General features: G+C 64.3%; 21 protein-coding genes and 1 tRNA gene. 17 read left to right on the top strand and 5 right to left on the bottom strand.

The features are described from left to right. The first annotated feature begins 68 nt into the window (after positions 1 to 68). From LAN37_11410 to LAN37_11395, 4 genes are all read left to right on the top strand, one after another. A complete protein-coding gene (locus LAN37_11410; protein ID MBZ5647814.1) occupies positions 69 to 224 on the top strand; it encodes a hypothetical protein in 156 nt (51 codons plus the stop codon). Positions 225 to 294: 70 nt separating this feature from the next. Then, positions 295 to 1,311, top strand: a complete 1,017-nt coding sequence (gene ruvB, locus LAN37_11405) for a Holliday junction branch migration DNA helicase RuvB (GenBank protein MBZ5647813.1) — start codon at positions 295 to 297, stop codon at positions 1,309 to 1,311. 12 nt (positions 1,312 to 1,323) lie between these two features. Continuing rightward, positions 1,324 to 1,551: a type II toxin-antitoxin system HicB family antitoxin gene (locus tag LAN37_11400; GenBank protein MBZ5647812.1), complete on the top strand. Its 228-nt coding sequence runs from the start codon at positions 1,324 to 1,326 to the stop codon at positions 1,549 to 1,551. Further along, positions 1,544 to 1,765 carry a type II toxin-antitoxin system HicA family toxin gene (locus LAN37_11395; GenBank protein MBZ5647811.1) on the top strand — a complete coding sequence of 74 codons (222 nt, stop codon included), beginning with the start codon at positions 1,544 to 1,546 and terminating at the stop codon, positions 1,763 to 1,765. The genes LAN37_11400 and LAN37_11395 overlap by 8 nt, the downstream gene beginning before the upstream one ends. Here LAN37_11395 and LAN37_11390 read toward each other — a convergent pair. Further along, a complete protein-coding gene (locus LAN37_11390; GenBank protein MBZ5647810.1) occupies positions 1,762 to 3,144 on the bottom strand; it encodes an SRPBCC family protein in 1,383 nt (460 codons plus the stop codon). The genes LAN37_11395 and LAN37_11390 overlap by 4 nt on opposite strands. Positions 3,145 to 3,291: 147 nt before the next feature. Between LAN37_11390 and LAN37_11385 the strand changes: the two genes are divergently transcribed. The 12 genes from LAN37_11385 (at position 3,292) to LAN37_11330 (ending at position 12,687) form a co-directional block, all read left to right on the top strand. After that, a complete protein-coding gene (locus LAN37_11385; GenBank protein ID MBZ5647809.1) occupies positions 3,292 to 4,287 on the top strand; it encodes a 4-(cytidine 5'-diphospho)-2-C-methyl-D-erythritol kinase in 996 nt (331 codons plus the stop codon). A gap of 79 nt (positions 4,288 to 4,366) precedes the next feature. After that, a tRNA-Gln gene (locus LAN37_11380) sits at positions 4,367 to 4,440 on the top strand. A gap of 107 nt (positions 4,441 to 4,547) precedes the next feature. Beyond that, positions 4,548 to 5,576 carry a ribose-phosphate pyrophosphokinase gene (locus LAN37_11375; protein MBZ5647808.1) on the top strand — a complete coding sequence of 343 codons (1,029 nt, stop codon included), beginning with the start codon at positions 4,548 to 4,550 and terminating at the stop codon, positions 5,574 to 5,576. A gap of 14 nt (positions 5,577 to 5,590) precedes the next feature. Continuing rightward, positions 5,591 to 6,343: a 50S ribosomal protein L25 gene (locus LAN37_11370; protein MBZ5647807.1), complete on the top strand. Its 753-nt coding sequence runs from the start codon at positions 5,591 to 5,593 to the stop codon at positions 6,341 to 6,343. A gap of 134 nt (positions 6,344 to 6,477) precedes the next feature. After that, a complete protein-coding gene (gene pth / locus LAN37_11365; protein MBZ5647806.1) occupies positions 6,478 to 7,068 on the top strand; it encodes an aminoacyl-tRNA hydrolase in 591 nt (196 codons plus the stop codon). A 20-nt stretch (positions 7,069 to 7,088) separates the two neighbouring features. Next, positions 7,089 to 7,490, top strand: a complete 402-nt coding sequence (gene rpsF, locus LAN37_11360; protein MBZ5647805.1) for a 30S ribosomal protein S6 — start codon at positions 7,089 to 7,091, stop codon at positions 7,488 to 7,490. Positions 7,491 to 7,546: 56 nt separating this feature from the next. Then, positions 7,547 to 7,963 carry a 30S ribosomal protein S18 gene (gene rpsR, locus LAN37_11355; protein MBZ5647804.1) on the top strand — a complete coding sequence of 139 codons (417 nt, stop codon included), beginning with the start codon at positions 7,547 to 7,549 and terminating at the stop codon, positions 7,961 to 7,963. Positions 7,964 to 8,024: 61 nt separating this feature from the next. Continuing rightward, positions 8,025 to 8,480, top strand: coding sequence for a 50S ribosomal protein L9 (gene rplI / locus LAN37_11350; GenBank protein ID MBZ5647803.1), 456 nt, complete (start codon positions 8,025 to 8,027; stop codon positions 8,478 to 8,480). 239 nt (positions 8,481 to 8,719) lie between these two features. Beyond that, positions 8,720 to 9,373, top strand: a complete 654-nt coding sequence (locus LAN37_11345; GenBank protein ID MBZ5647802.1) for a sigma-70 family RNA polymerase sigma factor — start codon at positions 8,720 to 8,722, stop codon at positions 9,371 to 9,373. Positions 9,374 to 9,378: 5 nt separating this feature from the next. Beyond that, positions 9,379 to 10,314: a HEAT repeat domain-containing protein gene (locus LAN37_11340; protein ID MBZ5647801.1), complete on the top strand. Its 936-nt coding sequence runs from the start codon at positions 9,379 to 9,381 to the stop codon at positions 10,312 to 10,314. A gap of 52 nt (positions 10,315 to 10,366) precedes the next feature. Next, the gene (locus LAN37_11335; GenBank protein MBZ5647800.1) at positions 10,367 to 11,563 is read left to right on the top strand and encodes a hypothetical protein; all 1,197 of its coding nucleotides are present in this window, start codon (positions 10,367 to 10,369) and stop codon (positions 11,561 to 11,563) included. A gap of 11 nt (positions 11,564 to 11,574) precedes the next feature. Next, entirely contained in the window at positions 11,575 to 12,687 is a 1,113-nt protein-coding gene (locus LAN37_11330; GenBank protein MBZ5647799.1) for a PDZ domain-containing protein, read from the top strand. A gap of 50 nt (positions 12,688 to 12,737) precedes the next feature. Here the strand turns inward: LAN37_11330 and LAN37_11325 are convergent, their stop codons facing one another. The 4 genes from LAN37_11325 to hemL all read right to left on the bottom strand — a co-directional run bounded on the left by LAN37_11325 (position 12,738) and on the right by hemL (position 16,755). Further along, complete coding sequence (locus LAN37_11325) at positions 12,738 to 13,598, bottom strand: DUF1259 domain-containing protein (GenBank protein MBZ5647798.1); 861 nt, start codon at positions 13,596 to 13,598, stop codon at positions 12,738 to 12,740. Positions 13,599 to 13,752: 154 nt separating this feature from the next. Beyond that, a complete protein-coding gene (gene fabF / locus LAN37_11320; protein MBZ5647797.1) occupies positions 13,753 to 14,991 on the bottom strand; it encodes a beta-ketoacyl-ACP synthase II in 1,239 nt (412 codons plus the stop codon). A gap of 3 nt (positions 14,992 to 14,994) precedes the next feature. Then, on the bottom strand, positions 14,995 to 15,237 hold the full coding sequence (gene acpP / locus LAN37_11315; GenBank protein ID MBZ5647796.1) for an acyl carrier protein: 243 nt from the start codon (positions 15,235 to 15,237) through the stop codon (positions 14,995 to 14,997). A 207-nt stretch (positions 15,238 to 15,444) separates the two neighbouring features. After that, positions 15,445 to 16,755, bottom strand: a complete 1,311-nt coding sequence (gene hemL / locus LAN37_11310) for a glutamate-1-semialdehyde 2,1-aminomutase (GenBank protein ID MBZ5647795.1) — start codon at positions 16,753 to 16,755, stop codon at positions 15,445 to 15,447. A gap of 358 nt (positions 16,756 to 17,113) precedes the next feature. Here hemL and LAN37_11305 point away from each other — a divergent pair, with 358 nt between their 5' ends. Further along, on the top strand, positions 17,114 to 17,716 hold the full coding sequence (locus tag LAN37_11305; protein ID MBZ5647794.1) for a sterol desaturase family protein: 603 nt from the start codon (positions 17,114 to 17,116) through the stop codon (positions 17,714 to 17,716). Positions 17,717 to 17,729 lie beyond the last annotated feature (13 nt).

Here is a 17,729-nt window from a genome sequence, read left to right as displayed (position 1 = left end):
CCGACAACTGGCAACTATAGATTGGCCCGCTTCGAGCAATACGAGAGCTGCGCGCTGAACGGCGATGAGTGGGAGCCCTCATCCGCCTTCCACGATCTCGACCTGGCCTCTGCCGTCGCCCGCGCTCCAGCCGCCTGCGCCTGATGCGCGTCGTGTACGTCGACGGTGAGGAGGTCGAGAAGCAGGTCATCGCCGAGGTGGGCGGCCTGCGCGAGCGTCCCTAACGTCCGTTTGCCTGCCGGAGCGTTTCTCGCTACTATCCGCTCAGTGGCCTCGCCCAAGAACAATCCTGACCTGAAAGACCGCATCGTTTCCGCCGCGCCGCTTGACGACGACGCCTCCTTCGAACTCAAGCTGCGCCCGCAGCGTCTGGCCGAATTCATCGGGCAACACAAAGTCAAGAACCAGCTCTCCGTCGCCATCGAAGCCGCCAGGTCCCGCGGCGAGGCCATGGACCACGTCCTACTCTACGGCCCGCCCGGGCTGGGCAAGACCACGCTGGCCAGCATCATCGCCAACGAGCTCGCGGTCAGCCTCCAGCAGACCTCGGCGCCGGTCTTGCAGATCAAGGGCGACCTCACCGCGATCCTCACCAACCTGAAAGCCAAGCAGGTGCTCTTCTTCGACGAGGTGCACCGCATGCAGCCGGCGCTGGAAGAACTGCTCTACGCCGCACTCGAGGACTACCAGCTCGACATCATCATCGGCCAGGGACCCTCGGCGCGCACCCACACCTTCGAGATCCCGCATTTCACCTTCGTCGGCGCCACCACCCGCGCTGGGCTGCTTTCAGCGCCCCTGCGCTCGCGCTTCGGCATCATGCTGCGCCTCGAGTTCTACACGCACGCCGACTTGGAGATCATCGTCAAGCGCTCGGCGGAGATCCTGGGCGTCGCGATCGAGAACGATGGGGCCTCCGAGATCGCCATGCGCGCCCGCGGCACGCCACGCATCGCCAACCGCCTGCTGCGGCGCGTGCGCGACTACGCCCAGGTGCGCGGCGCCGGCCGCATCGACATAGCCACCGCGGAGGCTGCGCTGGAGATGCTCGAAGTGGACAAGCACGGCTTCGACGAGATCGACCGCAAGCTCCTGCTCACCATCATCGAGAAGTACCAGGGCGGCCCGGTCGGCGTGAACACCCTCGCCGCCGCGCTCGCCGAAGAGCCCGAGGCCATCGAGGAGATGTACGAGCCCTTCCTCATCCAGATCGGCTTCCTCGATCGCACCCCGCGCGGCCGCGTCGCCACCAAGCTCGCCTACGACCACTTCGGCATCACGCCCAGCCGCAAACAGTCGGCGCTGTTCTAGAATGTGACAGATATGAAACCACCTCGACAGCTGACCGCCATCATCGAGCGCGAGGGCGACATGTATGTCGCGCTCTGTCCTGAGTTCGACATTGCGAGCCAGGGTGAGAGCATCGAGGCAGCTCGCCTAAACCTGAAGGAAGCAGTCGAGTTATTCCTTGAGACTGCGGATCCTTCCGAGGTCCAGCGTCGTCTGCACACCGAGGTATTCGTGACCCGCCTTGAGGTCGCGGGTGACTAAACTCCGGATCCTCTCCGGAGCGGAAATTTGTGCCATCCTCTCCCGTCACGGGTTCGTGGAAGTCCGCCGGCGTGGCAGCCACATCATCATGCAAAAAAGAATGGCCGACACGACGGTCACGGTCCCGGTACCGAATCATCGCGAGTTAAAGACTGGGACCTTGCTGTCGGTGATCCGCCAATCCGGCGTGCCTCGCAGCGAGTTTGAGGGCTAACGCTCCGCCAAGGTCTTGATGTGCTCCAGCACCCGCATGTGGATGCGATGGATGAAGTAATCCGACCACACCTGCCAGTAGGCTCCGGGCCAGAAGCGGTTCTCGTACCAGGTCGTACCTTCCAGGCGCGTGCGCCCGCCGGGTAATTCGGTGAGCCGGAACTCGCCGCGGCGCGAAAGCAGGTAGTTCTGTGCCAGGTGGGCCGGCTTGATGTCGTATGGTGACCATTCCTGCATGACCGGCGGCTGATCGCGCACCGAGAAGCTCAGCCGGTGCGGCTCGTCCCAAACCTCGATTGGCTCGACGAACGCTCCGGTGGAGAACACGCAGTAACGCACCGCGCCCGGCCCGTGACCCTGGATCTCGGCGCGGATGGGATAGGCGACGCCGGTATGGAACAACCATTCGCGCTGATCTGGGATCTGCGCGAAGGCGATCAGTTGGTTCCAGACTTTCTGCGGAGGCGCATTCACCACCACTTCCGAGTGGATCGCAATGGGCCGTGGCGGCAAGTGCGCCCCCTGTTCTCCGGCCATCAGCATGGGCAGTGCCAGCACCAGAGCCCCGAACACCTGCGGTACTGGATGCGGCGGCAACGGACGCGAGAAGATGCTGTGGGCCAGCGCCCCGCCCATCATCGCGATCGGCGCCGCGATGGGCAGCGCCATCAGCAGGCACACTGCTCCTTCGATGGCGACGAACAACAGCGTCGTGCCCGCGATCAACAACGCGAGCATCGAAACCGCGATCGACTCTCGCTTCCGCCGCCGCCCGCCCAGGTTGTACACAGCCACGGAAACGAATCCAACAACGAACGGGACGCCGACGAAAAGTCCCCATCCATAATTCGCCAGTACTTTGACCCCGAAGAGCGTCAGCAGCAGGGCGATCGGAGTGCAAAGCAGCACCCCGGCGAACGCCGCGCCGAGTTTGCTCTCCGGCGCAACGTTCTCCCAGTAACTGGTTGCCTGAACCGTAGCGGACGCGGCGGCTGAGTCGCCGGGCAGAATGCTGAGCACTACAAAGAAAAGCAGATTCACGAAGGGAACGAAGAACAGAACGGTCCAGCCGAGCGGATAGCCGAGATCGCGGAGCCGCTTCACGGTCAGCAACACGCCGAACCAGATGAAAGGGATGGCGATGGCGAGCATGGTGTAAAAGAACCGCTGCTCGCTCGCTGGCAGACTCACGATCGAGAACGCGCCCGCAGGTTCGTAGTAATTCAGTGGTGTCCACGGCCGGTGGAAGACCTGCTTCGCGACCACTCTGTCGACCGTGTATTTCAGCGCAAACAGCGTCGCACCGTAGCCGAAGTACTGGCCGCGGCCGACGGTGCCCTCCCATTCGAACAGCGTGGACAACACTGGAATGCGGCTCACCCTCACCCCTGACAGCAGCATAGTACGAGTCATTCGTTATGTGTCCGGTTTTTCAGCACCCAGGTTGGGTCATTAGTGTTCATCCATTGCGACACAGTTTCCCTGGCTGAGTGGTGGGCGCTGACTGCTGGTTTACAATGCCCGGACATGCCCGTCGCGGTTCGCTCGTTCGCCAAGATCAACATCGGCCTGCGCATCGGTCCCACGCGCCCCGATGGATTTCACGAGCTGCGCACCGTGTACCAGACCATCGCGCTGCACGATGTGGTGCGCGTCAGCGTGGGCCGGGGCAGCGGTATCGAGTTGAGATCCAACGCGCGCAGCGTCCCCACCGACCGATCTAACACCTGCCATCGCATTGCCGACCTCGTCCTGCGCACGCTCGGCAAGCGCGCCAGGGTCACCATCGCCATCGAGAAAAGGCTGCCGGTGCAGGGCGGCCTGGGCGGCGCCTCGTCCAACGCCGTCGCCACCATGCTGGGGCTGGAGCGCGTGCTGAAGGTTGAGCTCTCTCCCCGAGACCGCCTGCGCATCGCCACCGAGGTCGGCTCCGACGTGCCCCTGTTCCTGGTCGGCGGCACCATCCTCGGCACCGGCCGCGGCGAGGAGGTCTATCCCCTGGAAGACCTGCCTGCTCTCGACTGCGTGGTAGTCATGCCTACCGCTGGCGTCTCCACCCCACAAGCGTTCGCGGCCTGGGATCGGCGTTCCGGGCGAATCCGAGGGGGCCAGTCCAGGAAATTGACCTCTCCCGCTATATCCAGTAAAATGAATCGGTTCAGCCACTCTATTTTTGCGTGGCTGAGGGGTTCTTCCACCGGTGTTCCCAGCCCCGTGCGGTGGAGAGGGGCCGGGGACCGGGCCGAGGCACTGCTTCTCGACCTTGTCCGTGCCGGGATCGAAAACGACTTTGAACGGGTCGTCTTTTCTGAGCATCCCGAACTGCGTGACGTGAAGCGTGCCCTGGAGCGGGTAGGAGCCCGGTATGCGTCCCTCTCCGGCTCAGGGTCGGTTGTCTACGGGCTGTTTTCCTCGAAAACGGCGGCCCGCACTGCGGTGGAGCGCCTGAAGGGTAATGGTATTCCGGCGCAGGCGACGAGGACCTTGTCGCGCCGGCAGTACTGGCGGCGGATGTTTGTATGAGTTTCTAGTTTCTCGTTTCTAGTTTTTCGAGGGCTGGTTCTTTCGAGAAACGAGAAACCGGAGACTAGAAACAGGGTTTTGGGCGGTCGACTAATGGTAGGTCAAGTGCCTTTGGAGCACTTTGTCTAGGTTCGAATCCTAGCCGCCCAGCCAGATCAGCAGGCAGCAGAGGTCAGGATTCGGTAGTCGGCGGGAAGATGCACCAGGTCACGAAAAAGACGCTCGAGGTCGGCAGTCCACACGAGGTGGCGACGAACGCTATGGCGACGACAGTGGCAACCGCGGAAAACAAGACGCAGGAGCCCTCGCAACAGCCCAAGACCGATCGCAAACCGCAGAGGGCACGGCACGACGACAAGTTCAAGATCTTCTCCGGGACGGCGAACCCGGCGCTGGCCGACGAGGTGTGTGCCCACGTGGGCATGCCGCGTGGCCAGGCCACGGTGACCCGCTTCCAGGACGGTGAGACCTACGTGCAGTTGCAGGAGAACGTGCGCGGCACCGACGTCTTCGTGCTGCAGCCCACCTGCTTCCCGGTGGACCAGCACCTGATGGAGCTGCTGCTGATGATCGACGCGCTCAAGCGCGCCTCGGCGCGCCGCATCACTCCCGTCATCACCTATTACGGGTACGCGCGCCAGGACCGCAAGGACAAGCCGCGCGCACCCATCAGCTCCAAGCTGGTGGCCGACATGATCACCACCGCCGGTGCGCATCGCGTCCTGGTCATCGACCTGCACGCGCCGCAGATCCAGGGCTTCTTCAACATTCCCGTGGACCACCTGTTTGCGTCCCCGGTGCTGGTGTCGTACTGCAAGGAAGCCGCCTTTCCCAACCTGACGGTGGTCTCTCCCGATGCCGGCGGCGTGGAGCGTGCGCGCTTCTTCGCCAAGAAGATGGACTCGGCGCTGGCCATCGTGGACAAGCGCCGCACGGGCATGGACGAGTCCGAGGTCATGCACGTCATCGGCGACGTCCACGGGCGCACCTGCCTGCTGCTCGACGACATCATCGACACCGCCGGCACCCTGTGCAAGACCGCCGAGGCGCTGGTCGAGGCGGGCGCGGCCAAGGTCTATGCCTGCGCCACCCACCCCGTGTTCTCCGGCAAGGCCATCGAACGCATCGCGAAGTCGAAACTTGAGCAAGTCATTGTTACCAACACCATCCCGCTCACGGAACTGGGGCGGCAGGAACCCAAGATCAGGGTGCTCTCCATCGCCGGTCTCATCGCACGGGCGATCCAGTCGATCCACGAGGAGACCTCGGTCAGCACGCTATTCACATAAGGACGAAGGGAATCATGGCTACAGCAACAGCAAGCAACGTAGTGGAAGCGCAACCGCGGCAGGATTCGTCGCGCGGCAAGAACGAAGCTCGGCGGGTGCGCGCCGCCGGCCGCATCCCGGCCGTGCTTTATGGCGCCAAGAAGCCGACCATCGCGCTGCTCGTCGATCCGAAGCAGATGCTGCGCATCCTGCATTCGGATACCGGGCATAACACCATCTTCGACCTCCAGGCCGGCACGGAGCGCACCAAGGCCATGATCGTGGATTGGCAGTACGAGCCCATCAACAGCTCCCTGCTCCACGTGGATCTGAAGCGGATCGCCATGGACATGCGCATGAAGGTTGCAGTGCCTGTCCGCCTCCTGGGCACGCCCGAGGGCGTGAAGACGCAGGGCGGCATCCTCGAGCAGGTGCTGCGCGAAGTCGAGGTCGAGTGTCTGCCGGCCGACATACCGGGCCACATTGACGCCGACGTTGCGCACCTGGTCTTCGGCACCGACCTGCGCGTCTCCGGCCTGCCGCACAGCGAGAAGCTGAAGTTCCTTACCGTCGCGGACCAGATCGTGGCCCACATCGTGTCGGTGAAGGAGCATGTTGAGGAGAAACCGGCCGAGGCGGGCGTGGAAGTCGCTGCCGCTCCTGCCGAGCCCGAAGTCATCAAGAAGGGCAAGCAGGAGGCTGAGGAAGGCGCTGCCGTGGGCGCGGCGGAAGCCAAGCCCGAAAAGGCCGAAAAGGCCGAGAAGGCCGAGAAGAAAGAGAAGAAGTGACCGCGCTTGGCGGGCGTTTGAGCCCGCCGCGGTCATTCCTTCGCTACGCTCAGGACAGGCTCTGAGCGCGACAGCGCGAAGGATCTCGAACAAAGCGGACATGTGTTGATGAACGAAAGGTTCATACCAGCACCGTGAAGCTGATTGTCGGTCTCGGCAATCCGGGCATCGAGTATCAGTTCACGCCGCACAACATGGGGTTTTTGGCGGTGGACCGCATCGCGGAAGACTGTGGCGTGCGGGTGAGCAACCGCCATGGCCGGGCGTTGACCGGCAAGGCCGTGATCGCGGGACACGACGTTCTCCTGGCCAAGCCGGAGACGTTCATGAACCTCAGCGGCATGTCGGTACGCGAGTTGGTGCGCGAGTACCAGGCCGATCCGGCGCAGGACCTGATCGTGGTGTATGACGAGCTGGACCTGCCGCTTGGCCAGTTGCGCATCCGCCCGCGGGGAAGCTCGGCGGGCCACAACGGCCTGGAGTCGATCATCGGGGCGCTGGGCACGCAGGAATTCACCCGCGTGCGCCTGGGCATCGCCCCGGGGCACCCGGTGAAGGACGGCGCCCGGTACGTGCTGTCGCAGATCAAGCGCTCGCAGGAAGCAGCGATCGCCGACATGCTCGACAGCGCCGCCGATGCGGTGAAGGTCATCCTCGCCGATGGCGTGCCACAGGCCATGAACCGGTTCAACCGCAAGGTCGAATCGGCGGAACCGGAAGCGTAGAAGAGTTTTGGAGAGAGACAATGCAACGTACTTATGAAGTGATGTTTATCGTCCGGCCCGACATGGCCGACGAAGATCTCGACAAGCTGATCTCGTCACTCGAGACCAGCGTTACCACCGCCGGCGGCGCCGTCAAGAACGTGGAGAAGATGGGCAAGCGCCGCCTGGCTTACACCGTTCGCAGGTTCCAGGACGGCTTGTACATCCTGCTCACCCTCGAGGGCACGGGCCAGATGGTGACCGAGCTGGAGCGCCGCCTGCGCGTCACCGAGCCGGTGATCAAGTTCATCACCGTGCGCGTGGACGAGGAACAGAAGCGGCAGGACAAGATCAAGAAGATCCGCGCCACGCACCAGAAGCGTGCGCCCGAGCCCGCAGCCGAGCCGGCTACCGGCGAACCGGCGACGCCCGCCGCGGTCTAACGAAATCGTGTGGGACAGCCGCATTCGGCTGTCCGCCAGAAATTTCAAGGAGATTTATGGCTGACGAAGAGAAAGTCCAGGCACCCGCAACCACCGAAGCCGCGGCCTCCGAGCAACCGGCAGCGGCCCCGCAGCCGCAGGCCCAGGTCCAGACCCAGGCGCCGCAGCAGCGTCCCCGTATGGGAGGCGATCGCGGCCCCCGCCCCGGCGGCGATCGCGGTCCCCGTTCCGGCGGCCGCGAAGGCGGTCCCCGCAAGTTCTTCCGCCGCAAGAAGGTCTGCAAGTTCTGCGTCGAGAAGATCGATTCCATCAACTACAAGGACGTGCGCCTGCTCGCGCAGTTCGTGGCCGAGCGCGGCAAGATCGTTCCCCGGCGTCTGACCGGCGTATGCACGCCGCACCAGCGCCGCCTCACCGCCGCTATCAAGCAGGCCCGCAACATCGCCCTGCTGCCGTTCGCGGCGAGGATCTAGCGGAAACGAAGATTTCGCTGCCGCGACACAGATCGCGCCGGCAGATTGTGGAGCACTGATCATGGAAGTCATCCTGAAGGAAGACGTATCCAAGCTGGGCCATCGCGGCGACGTCGTGAAGGTGGCCGAGGGATACGGACGCAACTACCTGCTGCCGCGCAAGCTGGCTATCGAGGCCACGCCGGCCAACCGCGCCGTGATCGAGCAGATGCGCGGCGCTGCTTTGCGCCGCTCCGCCCGCGAGAAGGGCGAAGCCGAGGAACTGGCCAAGCAGTTCGACGGCCTGACCCTGCACTTCACCCGCAAGTCCGGCGAGAAGGACCACCTCTTCGGCTCGGTCACCTCGGGCGATGTCGCCGAAGGCCTGGAGAAGAAGGGCTTCAACGTCGATCGCCGCAAGATCCAGCTCGACGAGCCGCTCAAGATGCTGGGCGAGTTCACCGTCCAGATACGCCTGCACCGCGACGTGGCCACGTCGGTCAAGGTCATCATCGAGAAGGAAGCCGCGACCGAGTAGTTCCTCTCCGGGCACGGCGGCAGTCGTGCCCGGACAGTAGTCCTTATCCCCGGTAAAGAGTTAGTCCGGCCATAATGTCCTTCCGGCCGATGGAGCGTTTTCCACAATTAGCCCGGTTGTCCCCTATAATCCTGCTCACGGAACCGCGCCTGACTCGTCCAAGACTATGCAAGGCGGAACTTTAGGGGTTCTTTGGGACCCCAGGCGAGTTCAGGAGAAGCGACATGCCGGCCGAGGTGATGGCACTCGCGGTTGGCGCCAGCGGTTCCACTCCAGCCCCCGCGCGGCGGGGTCACATGGTCAGTCAAAGTCTGAGCCGAGTCGATGACAGCCAACTGATCCGTGAAGCGCAACGTGGGAACCACGTGGCGTTCGAGGAATTGGTCCGCCAGTACGACCGCGCGGTGCTGCGCCTGGCGCTGCATCTGACCGGTTCGGAGGCGGACGCCCAGGACATCTACCAGGAAGCCTTCCTCAAGGCCTACCGCAACATCGGCAGTTTTCGCTTCGAGTGCTCGTTCTACACCTGGGTCTACCGCATCGTGACCAACCTCTGCCTCGACCACCTGCGCAAGCGGCAGGTGCGCAAGGAAGACGCGCCGGTCGTGACCGACAGCCAGGGAGAAGAGTTCAACCTGCTGAATCAGTTCGCCGACGACCGCCCGGGAGCCGATCCCGAGCGCGACCTGATGCGCCGCGAACTGGGCGGGCGGATCGCCCGCGCCATGACCAAGCTCACGCCCCGCGAGCGCATGGTCTTCGAGCTGAAACATTTCCAGGGGCTGAAGCTTCGCACCATCGGCGAGATGCTGAATACGACCGAGGAGACAGCGAAGAACACGCTGTTTCGCGCCACGCAGAAGATGCGCGGCTCGCTCGGGGACATGAGGTAGTGACCATGAACTGCGATTGGGTGAAACAGAACGTCGCACTGTACGTTTACGACGAGCTGGCGGATGACCAGCGGCACGAACTGGAGCGCCACATCGAGCGCTGCGAGTCGTGCTCCGTGGAACTGGGCGCCTTCCGCGCCTTCCATCACGCCATGCATGCCGTCCAGCCGCCGGACCCCTCGCCCAACCTGCTGGCCGCCTCCCGCATGCGGCTTTCGGAGGTGCTGGAAGACGCCGAGCAGCACCGCGGCTGGCGCCGCTTCACCTTCGACTTCGCCGGATGGTTGCACCAGGCCAGGTTGGCTCCCGCGATGGTCCTGGCGCTGATCATGATCGGCTTCGTTGGCGGCGGGATCGCGGGCTGGCAGGTGACGCGCAACTCCGGGATCAGTGAGAAAGCGGGAACTGTCCCCGCGCAGAGCTCCGAAGCCTCCATCGCCGGCATCCAGGCCATCACCCAGGACCCGGCCACCAACAGCGTCCGCATCAAGTACAACACGCTCCAGCCGCAGACGGCCCAGGGCAATCTCGACGATCCACGCATCCAGCAGCTCCTGCTCTACGCCGCGCGCAACAACACCAACTCCGGCGTGCGCATGGATTCGGTGGACATCCTCACCCAGAAACCCGACGACCAGAACGTGCGCCAGTCGCTCATGCTCTCGTTGCGTTACGACAACAACCCCGGCGTGCGGCTGAAAGCCCTCGACAGCCTGCGCGACTACGTGAAGACCGACACCAGCGTCCGCGATGCCGTGCTCGACGCGCTGCTCAACGATTCCAATGCGGGCGTCCGCTCCATGGCCATCAGCCTGCTCCAGCCGGTGAAGGCTGACGGCAGCGTGCGCCAGGTTTTGAAGCATTTGGCGGATACAGACAAGAACCAGTTCATCCGCTCCGAGTCGCGCCGCGTGCTCGACTCGCTCCCGGAGATCGACTAGCGCTCCCGGGCGAAGGGAAACGAATCAGGGCTCAGGAAGGGAAGACGCAGAAGTGAAAACGAAACTTCAATTCGGGATGCTGATCGCCGCGGCGGCGCTGTGGGCGCTACCGGCCCTGGCGCAGGAATCCCAGATCAAGCGGGACGGACAGGATTGGGTGCAGGTCGTGACCGGCACTCTGCCTGCGGCCCGGGTATTGAAAGTCACGACTCCCATCGGGGCGGTCCAGGTCACCGGTGGTTCGCAGCAAGGCATCCAGTACACCGTCACCAAGAAGATCTGTGTGGAGGAGGGCGAGGCCCGGCGGCAGCTCGAAGGCTTCCGCATCTCGGCCGCATCTCGCGGCGACACCGCCATCATCGAAGCGAACGCCGACCGTGGCCGGTACAAGCGGTTCTCGGTGCAATTCACCATCAGCGTGCCCCGCGAGTTGGGCTCGCTGAAGGTCGAGACCAGCGCCGGCAGCATCTGGGTCAATAACATCGCCGGATCGGCAGCTGTCGAGACCTCCGGCGGCAGCATCAACTTGAATGACATCGGCGGCAACATCACCGCCTCGACCGCAGGCGGCAGCATCGAGGTCGGCAACTCCGGTGGGGACGTCAGCCTCGAAACCCAGGGCGGCGGCATCGTCCTGCGCAACGTGAAGGGAAAGGTCGGCGCCAGCACCGCCGGGGGCAGCATTTTCGTCGAATCCGCCGGCCAGGCGGTTGTCGCCGAGACCGCTGGCGGCAGCATCAACGTCAAGCAATGCGGCGGGGAACTCAAGGCCACGACCGCGGGCGGTAGCGTTGACGTTGGAGACGTCAACGGCGGCGCGGTCCTCGAGACCTCCGGCGGCAGTATCCGCCTGAACTCCGCCACCGGACCGGTGAAGGCCAGCACCGCCGGCGGCGGAATCCACCTCTACAAGCTGATGCGCGGCGTCAAGGCCGAGACCGCGGCCGGATCCATCACCGCGGAATTCATCGGCAAGCCCGCCGATTTCACCGAGTCGTATCTCGCTACGAGCGTGGGTGACGTCGTCGTGTATCTCCCGGCGGACATGAAGGTGACCGTGAAGGCTGTCATCGAGACCGCGCTCGGACACAAGATCCGTTCCGACTTTCCGGAGCTGAAGATCACCTCCGAAGGCGGGGATTGGGGCCCGAAAGAGGTCTACGCGAGCGGCCAGATCAATGGCGGGGGCCCGGTTCTGAAACTCCGTACGACCCTCGGCAACATCGAGTTGCGCAAAGGAAAGAGGTAAAGGGGATTCTTATGCTACGCATGATTGGAAAACTGGCGCTTGTGGCTGCGCTCGCTGCCTCGACGTGGGCGGCGGCCGGCGTGATTCCGTACGACGACGGCTACGTCTTTCACGTCGGGGACGGCGAGGGCGACTCGACCGTCGGCGCCGCCTATCTCGGCGTCGATTCGCGCGATGTCACCGCCGACCGCATGGCCGACCTGAAGCTGAAAGAGGAGCGCGGGGCCGAGATCACCATGGTGGATCAGGACGCTCCCGCCGGCAAAGCCGGCCTCAAGGAGCACGATGTCATCCTTGAACTCAACGGACAGAGGGTGGAGAGCGTCGAGCAATTGCGGCGCATGATCAAGGAGATGCCCCCGGGACGCACCGTCACCCTCGGCATCAGCCGCGACGGCCAGCCCATGACCGTGAAAGCCACTCTGGCCGACCGCCGCAAGGCCCTCGCCTTTGAAGAGAAGATGTGGAAACTTCATCCCGAAGCCAGGCCCGCCATGCCCGCCATGCCCGCGATGCCCGCCATGCCGGTCATCGACATCCCGAGCATCGACATCAACGTCCGTACCTACTCCAACACCGGGATCGTCATCGAGAGCCTCTCGCCGCAACTCGGCGAGTACTTTGGCGTGAAGAACGGCGATGGCGTACTGGTGCGCTCGGTGGAAAAGGGCAGCCCCGCGGACAAGGCTGGGCTGAAGGCCGGGGACGTGATCATCCGCGTGGACAAGGACCGCATCGCCGACCGCGGCGATTGGCGTTCGGCTATGCGCAGCCATCGCAGCGGCAAGGTGACGCTCGGCATCGTCCGCGACCGGCGCGAGCAATCCGTCACGCTTACCCTGCCCGAGAGCAAGAATCCCGACAACTCGTTCCGCATCGACCTGCCGGACTTGGATCTCGAGGCCCTGGACCGGGATCTCGAAAAGCTTCGCCCGGAGATCGAGAAGGCCAGCCACCAGGCGCTGCTCCTCAGCCGCGAAGAGATAAGCCGCGCCATGCGCCAAGCCCAGCTCCAAATGGAGTCGGAGATGAAAAAGCTCCACAGAGAGATGGAGAAGTCCCGCAAGGAACTGGAGAAGGCGCAAAAGGATTCGCAAAAGGTGGTTGAGAACGCCGACAAGTAGAGGTTGTGCATCCTCCTCCGGCCGGGGGCGCCCCGGCCGGTTTCTTGTTCCTACTTGGTTTCGTCAAGCGCCGCCTTCAGCGCCTTGGCCACCTGCTCCGGAGCGCCCTCCGCCCAGAAATGCAGAAAGATCATGCGCGGCTCGGCGTCGAGCATGTGCGTGTGCACGGCGGTGATCGCCACTCCTCCGGCGCGCAGCGCGCTGATCACCGGATCCACCTCCGCCTCCCGCAGAACGAAATCACCCGTCGCCGCTACGCCCGCCGGAGACGGCTGGAAGTTGATGGCGGTCGCCATGCCCATCGGCGGCGGCAGCACGACGCCGTGCGTGCTGATGCGGTGCTCGCGCGGAAACCCAAAGCTCAGTACCGGCCCGTTCAATGTCCCGGCCCGGCCCAGCGCGCTCTCGATCGCCTTCGTGTCGTAGCTCGGCGTGGCTTCCGACGCCGCGGGCGCGCGCGGCGTCCGGCTCAGCGCGAGCGTGTTCTTCAGGGTGGCGGCCAGCTTGCCGGGCTCCCCGCGCGCGAAGAAGTGCACGTACATCACCCGGGGCCGCTCTCCCAGCAGGTGATTGTGCACGGCGCTCACCTCGAAGCCGTTCAGCGAAAGTGTGCTCACCGCGGGTGTGACCTCCGATTCCAGCAGCGCCAGGTCGCCGTCCACCACAGCGCCTCCGCTGTCCTGCCGGAACGCCATCCAGGACGTCAGTCCGGCGGCTGGCTCGACGCTCGTGTTGCCGATGCGCACGTGCAGGTCGGTGCGCGGGAACGTCACCTTGTACACGCCGCCATCCAGCTTGCCCGCCCGCCCCAGCGCGTCCTTGATAGGCGCGGTCCAGTCAGCAGTCTTTTGTGCCGCGCTGGCAGCGGAGAACGCAACAACGCAAATACACAAGGCTAGTTTTCGGAGCATGGCTGTCTCCCGGAGGAACCCTCCCAAGATGCAGAATTCTAGTTCCGCGATGCGCGCGGGCGCAGGGAAATCCCCCCAGCACTCTGTCGCCGGCGCGCAGCAAAAAGGCGCAGCCCGCGCGGCTGCGCTCTCTATGTCTTGCTTGTCGCGCCGGTCATTCCTCCCAGCGCTGGAATAGCAGGCAGCCGTTCGTGCCGCCGAAGCCGAACGAGTTAGTGAGCGCGATGCGCAGGTTGGGTGCCTTGCGCGCAGTGTTGGGCACGTAGTCCAGGTCGCACTCCGGATCGGGCACGTCGTGGTTGACCGTCGGTGGCAGTACCCGGTCGCGCAGCGCCAGCACCACGATGCCCGCTTCCAGTCCACCCGCCCCGCCCAGCAGGTGCCCGGTCATGGACTTGGTCGAGCTCACTGGCGGTGGCGTCGGCCCGAAGGCCCGCTTGATGGCGATGGTCTCCAGCTTGTCCCCCAGCGGCGTCGAGGTGCCATGCGCATTGATGTAACCGACGTCGCTGGATTGGATTTTTGCGTCGGCCAGCGTGTTCGTCATTACGCGGTAGGCGCCGTCGCCCTGCTCCGCCGGCTGCGTGATGTGGAAGGCGTCGCCGCTCATGCCGTACCCGATAATCTCGGCCAGTATCTTGGCCCCGCGCCGCCTCGCGAACTCCAGTTCCTCCAGGATCACGATCCCCGCGCCCTCGCCCACCACGAACCCGTCGCGACCGGCATCCCACGGCCGGCTGGCTTTCTCCGGCGCATCGTTGCGGGTGGAGAGCGCTCGCATGGCCGCGAATCCTCCGACGCCCAAGGGGGTGATCGCCGCCTCGGTGCCGCCGGCGATCATGGCGTCGGCGTCGCATCGCTGGATGATCTTGAACGCGTCGCCGATCGAGTGCGCGCTCGAGGTGCACGCCGTACACGTGGCCTCGTTCGGCCCTTTCGCTCCGTAGCGGATGCTGACTTGGCCTGCCGCCAGGTTCACGATGGATCCGGGGATAAAGAACGGCGAGATCTTGCGCGGTCCGCCCTGGAGCAGGTTTATGTGCTCCCGCTCGATGACGTCGAATCCCCCGATCCCCGACCCCAGGTGCACTCCGACTCGGGTCGCACTCTCTGCCGTCACCTGCAGCCCGCTCGACTTCATGGCCTCATCCGCGGCCGCGATGGCCAGGTGGATGAAGCGTCCCATCTTCTTGATCTCTTTCTTTTCGATGAAGTTGAGGGGGTCGAAGTTCCTTACTTCGGCCGCGATCTGGCAGGCGAAATTGGTGGCATCGAAGTGGGTGATGCGGCCGATCCCGCTCTTGCCGGCTAACAGCCCGGCCCACGTTTCTTCGGCGGTGTTGCCGACTCCACAGATCAGCCCGACCCCGGTTACTACGACACGACGAGCCAAGCGTTATTTGCCCTTCGCGTGCGACTCGATGTAGTCCACCGCGTCCTTGACCGTGCGGATCTTCTCCGCGTCCTCATCGGGGATCTCGATGTCGAAGGCTTCCTCGAACGCCATCACCAGCTCGACCGTGTCGAGCGAGTCGGCGCCCAGATCGTCCACGAACGAGGCTTTCGGCGTTACTTCGCCCTCGTCTACCCCGAGCTGCTCCACGATGATCTGTTTCACTTTTTCTTCAACGGCAGCCATTCAGTGCTCTCCTTGCGGATAGGTCAAACTCGTAAGTCTAAATGCGCGTCTCTCAGCCTGTAAAGCGGCGCACAGGGTAAATGGTGAGATGCCGAGGGTCAATTTCCGGATGTGGAAAAATGGAACCAAACCACGGAGGCACGGAGACACGGAGGAAATCCGAACAACTCCGTGGTCCTCTGTGCCTCAGGGTCTCTTTGGTTTGTTTTACTTTGAGACCGCCGAGAAGGCCTGCTGCGCCGCCTCCACCGTCTGCCGGATGTCCTCGTCCGTGTGTGCCGCCGAGAGGAACGCCGCCTCGAACTGCGACGGAGGCAGGTACACGCCGTTCTCCAGCATGGCGCGATGGAACTTTCCGAACGCGGCCGTGTCGCACTTGGCGGCCGAATCCCAGTCGCTCACCGGGCCCTTGCTAAAGAACCAGGTGAACATGGATCCAACTCGGTTCGCGGTCATCGGAACGCCGGCCTGCCGCGCAGCCTCGAGGCTCATCTCGACTAGCGTGCCCGCGCGGCGCTCCAGCTGCCCGTAGATTTCGCGGTGGTCGCGCAGATGCTTCAGCGTCGCGATTCCCGCTGCCATGGCCAGCGGGTTCCCGCTCAGCGTTCCTGCCTGGTACACCGGCCCCAGCGGCGAGACCATGTCCATGAACTCCGCCGGCCCGCCGTACGCTCCCACCGGCAGTCCGCCGCCGATGATCTTGCCCAGTGTGGTCAAGTCCGGTCGCGTCCCGTACAGCTCCTGCGCGCCGCCGTAGGCCACGCGGAAGCCGGTCATCACCTCGTCGAAGATCAGCAGCGCGCCCTCACGGGACGTCAGGTAGCGCAGCCCGTCGAGGAACTGCCGGTCGGGCGGCACGCAGCCCATGTTGCCCACCACCGGCTCCACGATCACGCAGGCGATCTCGTCCTTGTGCCGCCGGAAGGCCTCCTGCACCACGTCGAGGTTGTTGTACGGCAGCGCCAGGGTGAACTGCACGAACTCTTCCGGCACCCCCGCCGATCCCGGGATACCGAACGTGGCCACGCCCGAGCCCGCTTTTACCAGCAGCGCGTCGGAATGCCCGTGATAGCAACCTTCGAATTTGACGATGTACTTGCGCTGGGTGGCGCCCCGCGCCAGCCGGATGGCCGACATCGTCGCTTCCGTCCCCGAGCTGACGAAGCGCACCTTCTCCATCGACGGATACGCTTCCAGCACCAGTTCGGCCAAATCCGCTTCCGCTGGCGTGCTTGCCCCGAAGCTGGCGCCGTTCTTGTTGGCCTCGGCGATCGCCGCCACCACCGCCGGGAAGGCGTGCCCCAGGATCAGCGGCCCCCACGAGAGCACGTAGTCGATGTATTCGTTGCCGTCGGCGTCGTACATGCGGGAGCCCGCCCCGCGCACGATATACGGCGGATCGCCGCCCACCGCGCGGAACGCCCGCACCGGCGAATCCACCCCACCGGGGATCACCTTCTCGGCTCGTTTTTGCAGTTCGCGGGACTTGTCGAGTTTTCTCGTGCTGCTCACAGCCATGGCGGCGCTCTTGGGGAGAACGGTCTAATATAGCAGGCAGATGTGGGGTGGCACCCGCGCCCTCCGCGACCCGCCCGGACCGTTACAACAGGAAAGTAGGATCGGAGTGAGCCCACTTTCAGCATTTGGCCTGTTCGCCGTTACGGCGATGGTGGTGTGCTATGCATTCGAGGCCCGCAGCCGATGGTTCATTTTGGCCTTCGCGGGCGCATGCGTGCTGGGATCGGTCTACGGATTCCTTCAAGGAGCGTGGCCGTTCGGATTGGTGGAGGCTGTCTGGGCTGTGATTGCGGCACGGCGCTGGTTGCTGGCGGCAAGACCAGGCTGACCCTCGATCCTGCAAGCTAGTCCAACAAGTATGCCCGTCGCGACTAAAGTCGATCTTGAAGCCCTTGCGCGCGGCCGCGCTATCAACACGCACAACGCGATCACTGCTGCCCTGTGCGGCGCGGTCCCGGCGGCGATCTGCGCCTGGCAGCAGCCGCCCAGTGCCGCGATGTGGATCATCGGACTGATCGGTGGCTTCCTCTGGGCCAACGGATTCGAGTACGCGCTGCATCGCTGGCCTCTCCACTGGCCCGGCACCTGGACCGGCGACGGACACATGCTCCACCACGCCTCGCTCGGCCAACCCAACGAGCCGCTGTACGTCAACCTCGCCGGACGGCCGCTTCTGGTCATCGCCATGTTCCTGCTTAACATCTGGCCATTCGCGCTGGCCGACTACCTCTTGCACCTGAACCTGACGCCGGGCGTCCTCATCAGCTTCGTCCTCTACTTCATCCTGACCGAGGAGATTCACTGGCGCTTCCACATGGGTGGTTGGCTGCCGCGCGCGCTGGACGCCGCCCGCGCCCGCCACATGCGCCATCACGACATCCCTACCACGGACTTCGCCATCTTCCTGCCGCTCTTCGACCGGCTTCTCGGAACTGGCTCCGCGAGACCCGTCCGTAACTGATAAAATCGACGAC

The sequence above is a fragment of the Terriglobia bacterium genome, from assembly GCA_020073495.1.
In the GTDB taxonomy this organism is placed as follows: Bacteria; Acidobacteriota; Terriglobia; order Terriglobales; family Acidobacteriaceae; genus JAIQFD01.
Note: the sequence above shows the minus strand (reverse complement) of the source record. Positions and strands in the feature narration are given on the sequence as shown.

Coding starts and splice junctions, on each gene's coding strand:
- LAN37_11400 (MBZ5647812.1), top strand. CDS start 1,324: ATGAAACCACCTCGACAGCTGACCGCCATCATCGAGCGCGAGGGCGAC.
- LAN37_11385 (MBZ5647809.1), top strand. CDS start 3,292: ATGCCCGTCGCGGTTCGCTCGTTCGCCAAGATCAACATCGGCCTGCGC.
- LAN37_11375 (MBZ5647808.1), top strand. CDS start 4,548: ATGGCGACGACAGTGGCAACCGCGGAAAACAAGACGCAGGAGCCCTCG.
- LAN37_11370 (MBZ5647807.1), top strand. CDS start 5,591: ATGGCTACAGCAACAGCAAGCAACGTAGTGGAAGCGCAACCGCGGCAG.
- rpsF (MBZ5647805.1), top strand. CDS start 7,089: ATGCAACGTACTTATGAAGTGATGTTTATCGTCCGGCCCGACATGGCC.
- rpsR (MBZ5647804.1), top strand. CDS start 7,547: ATGGCTGACGAAGAGAAAGTCCAGGCACCCGCAACCACCGAAGCCGCG.
- rplI (MBZ5647803.1), top strand. CDS start 8,025: ATGGAAGTCATCCTGAAGGAAGACGTATCCAAGCTGGGCCATCGCGGC.
- LAN37_11345 (MBZ5647802.1), top strand. CDS start 8,720: ATGGCACTCGCGGTTGGCGCCAGCGGTTCCACTCCAGCCCCCGCGCGG.
- LAN37_11340 (MBZ5647801.1), top strand. CDS start 9,379: ATGAACTGCGATTGGGTGAAACAGAACGTCGCACTGTACGTTTACGAC.
- LAN37_11330 (MBZ5647799.1), top strand. CDS start 11,575: ATGCTACGCATGATTGGAAAACTGGCGCTTGTGGCTGCGCTCGCTGCC.
- LAN37_11325 (MBZ5647798.1), bottom strand. CDS start 13,598: ATGCTCCGAAAACTAGCCTTGTGTATTTGCGTTGTTGCGTTCTCCGCT.
- acpP (MBZ5647796.1), bottom strand. CDS start 15,237: ATGGCTGCCGTTGAAGAAAAAGTGAAACAGATCATCGTGGAGCAGCTC.
- hemL (MBZ5647795.1), bottom strand. CDS start 16,755: ATGGCTGTGAGCAGCACGAGAAAACTCGACAAGTCCCGCGAACTGCAA.
- LAN37_11305 (MBZ5647794.1), top strand. CDS start 17,114: ATGCCCGTCGCGACTAAAGTCGATCTTGAAGCCCTTGCGCGCGGCCGC.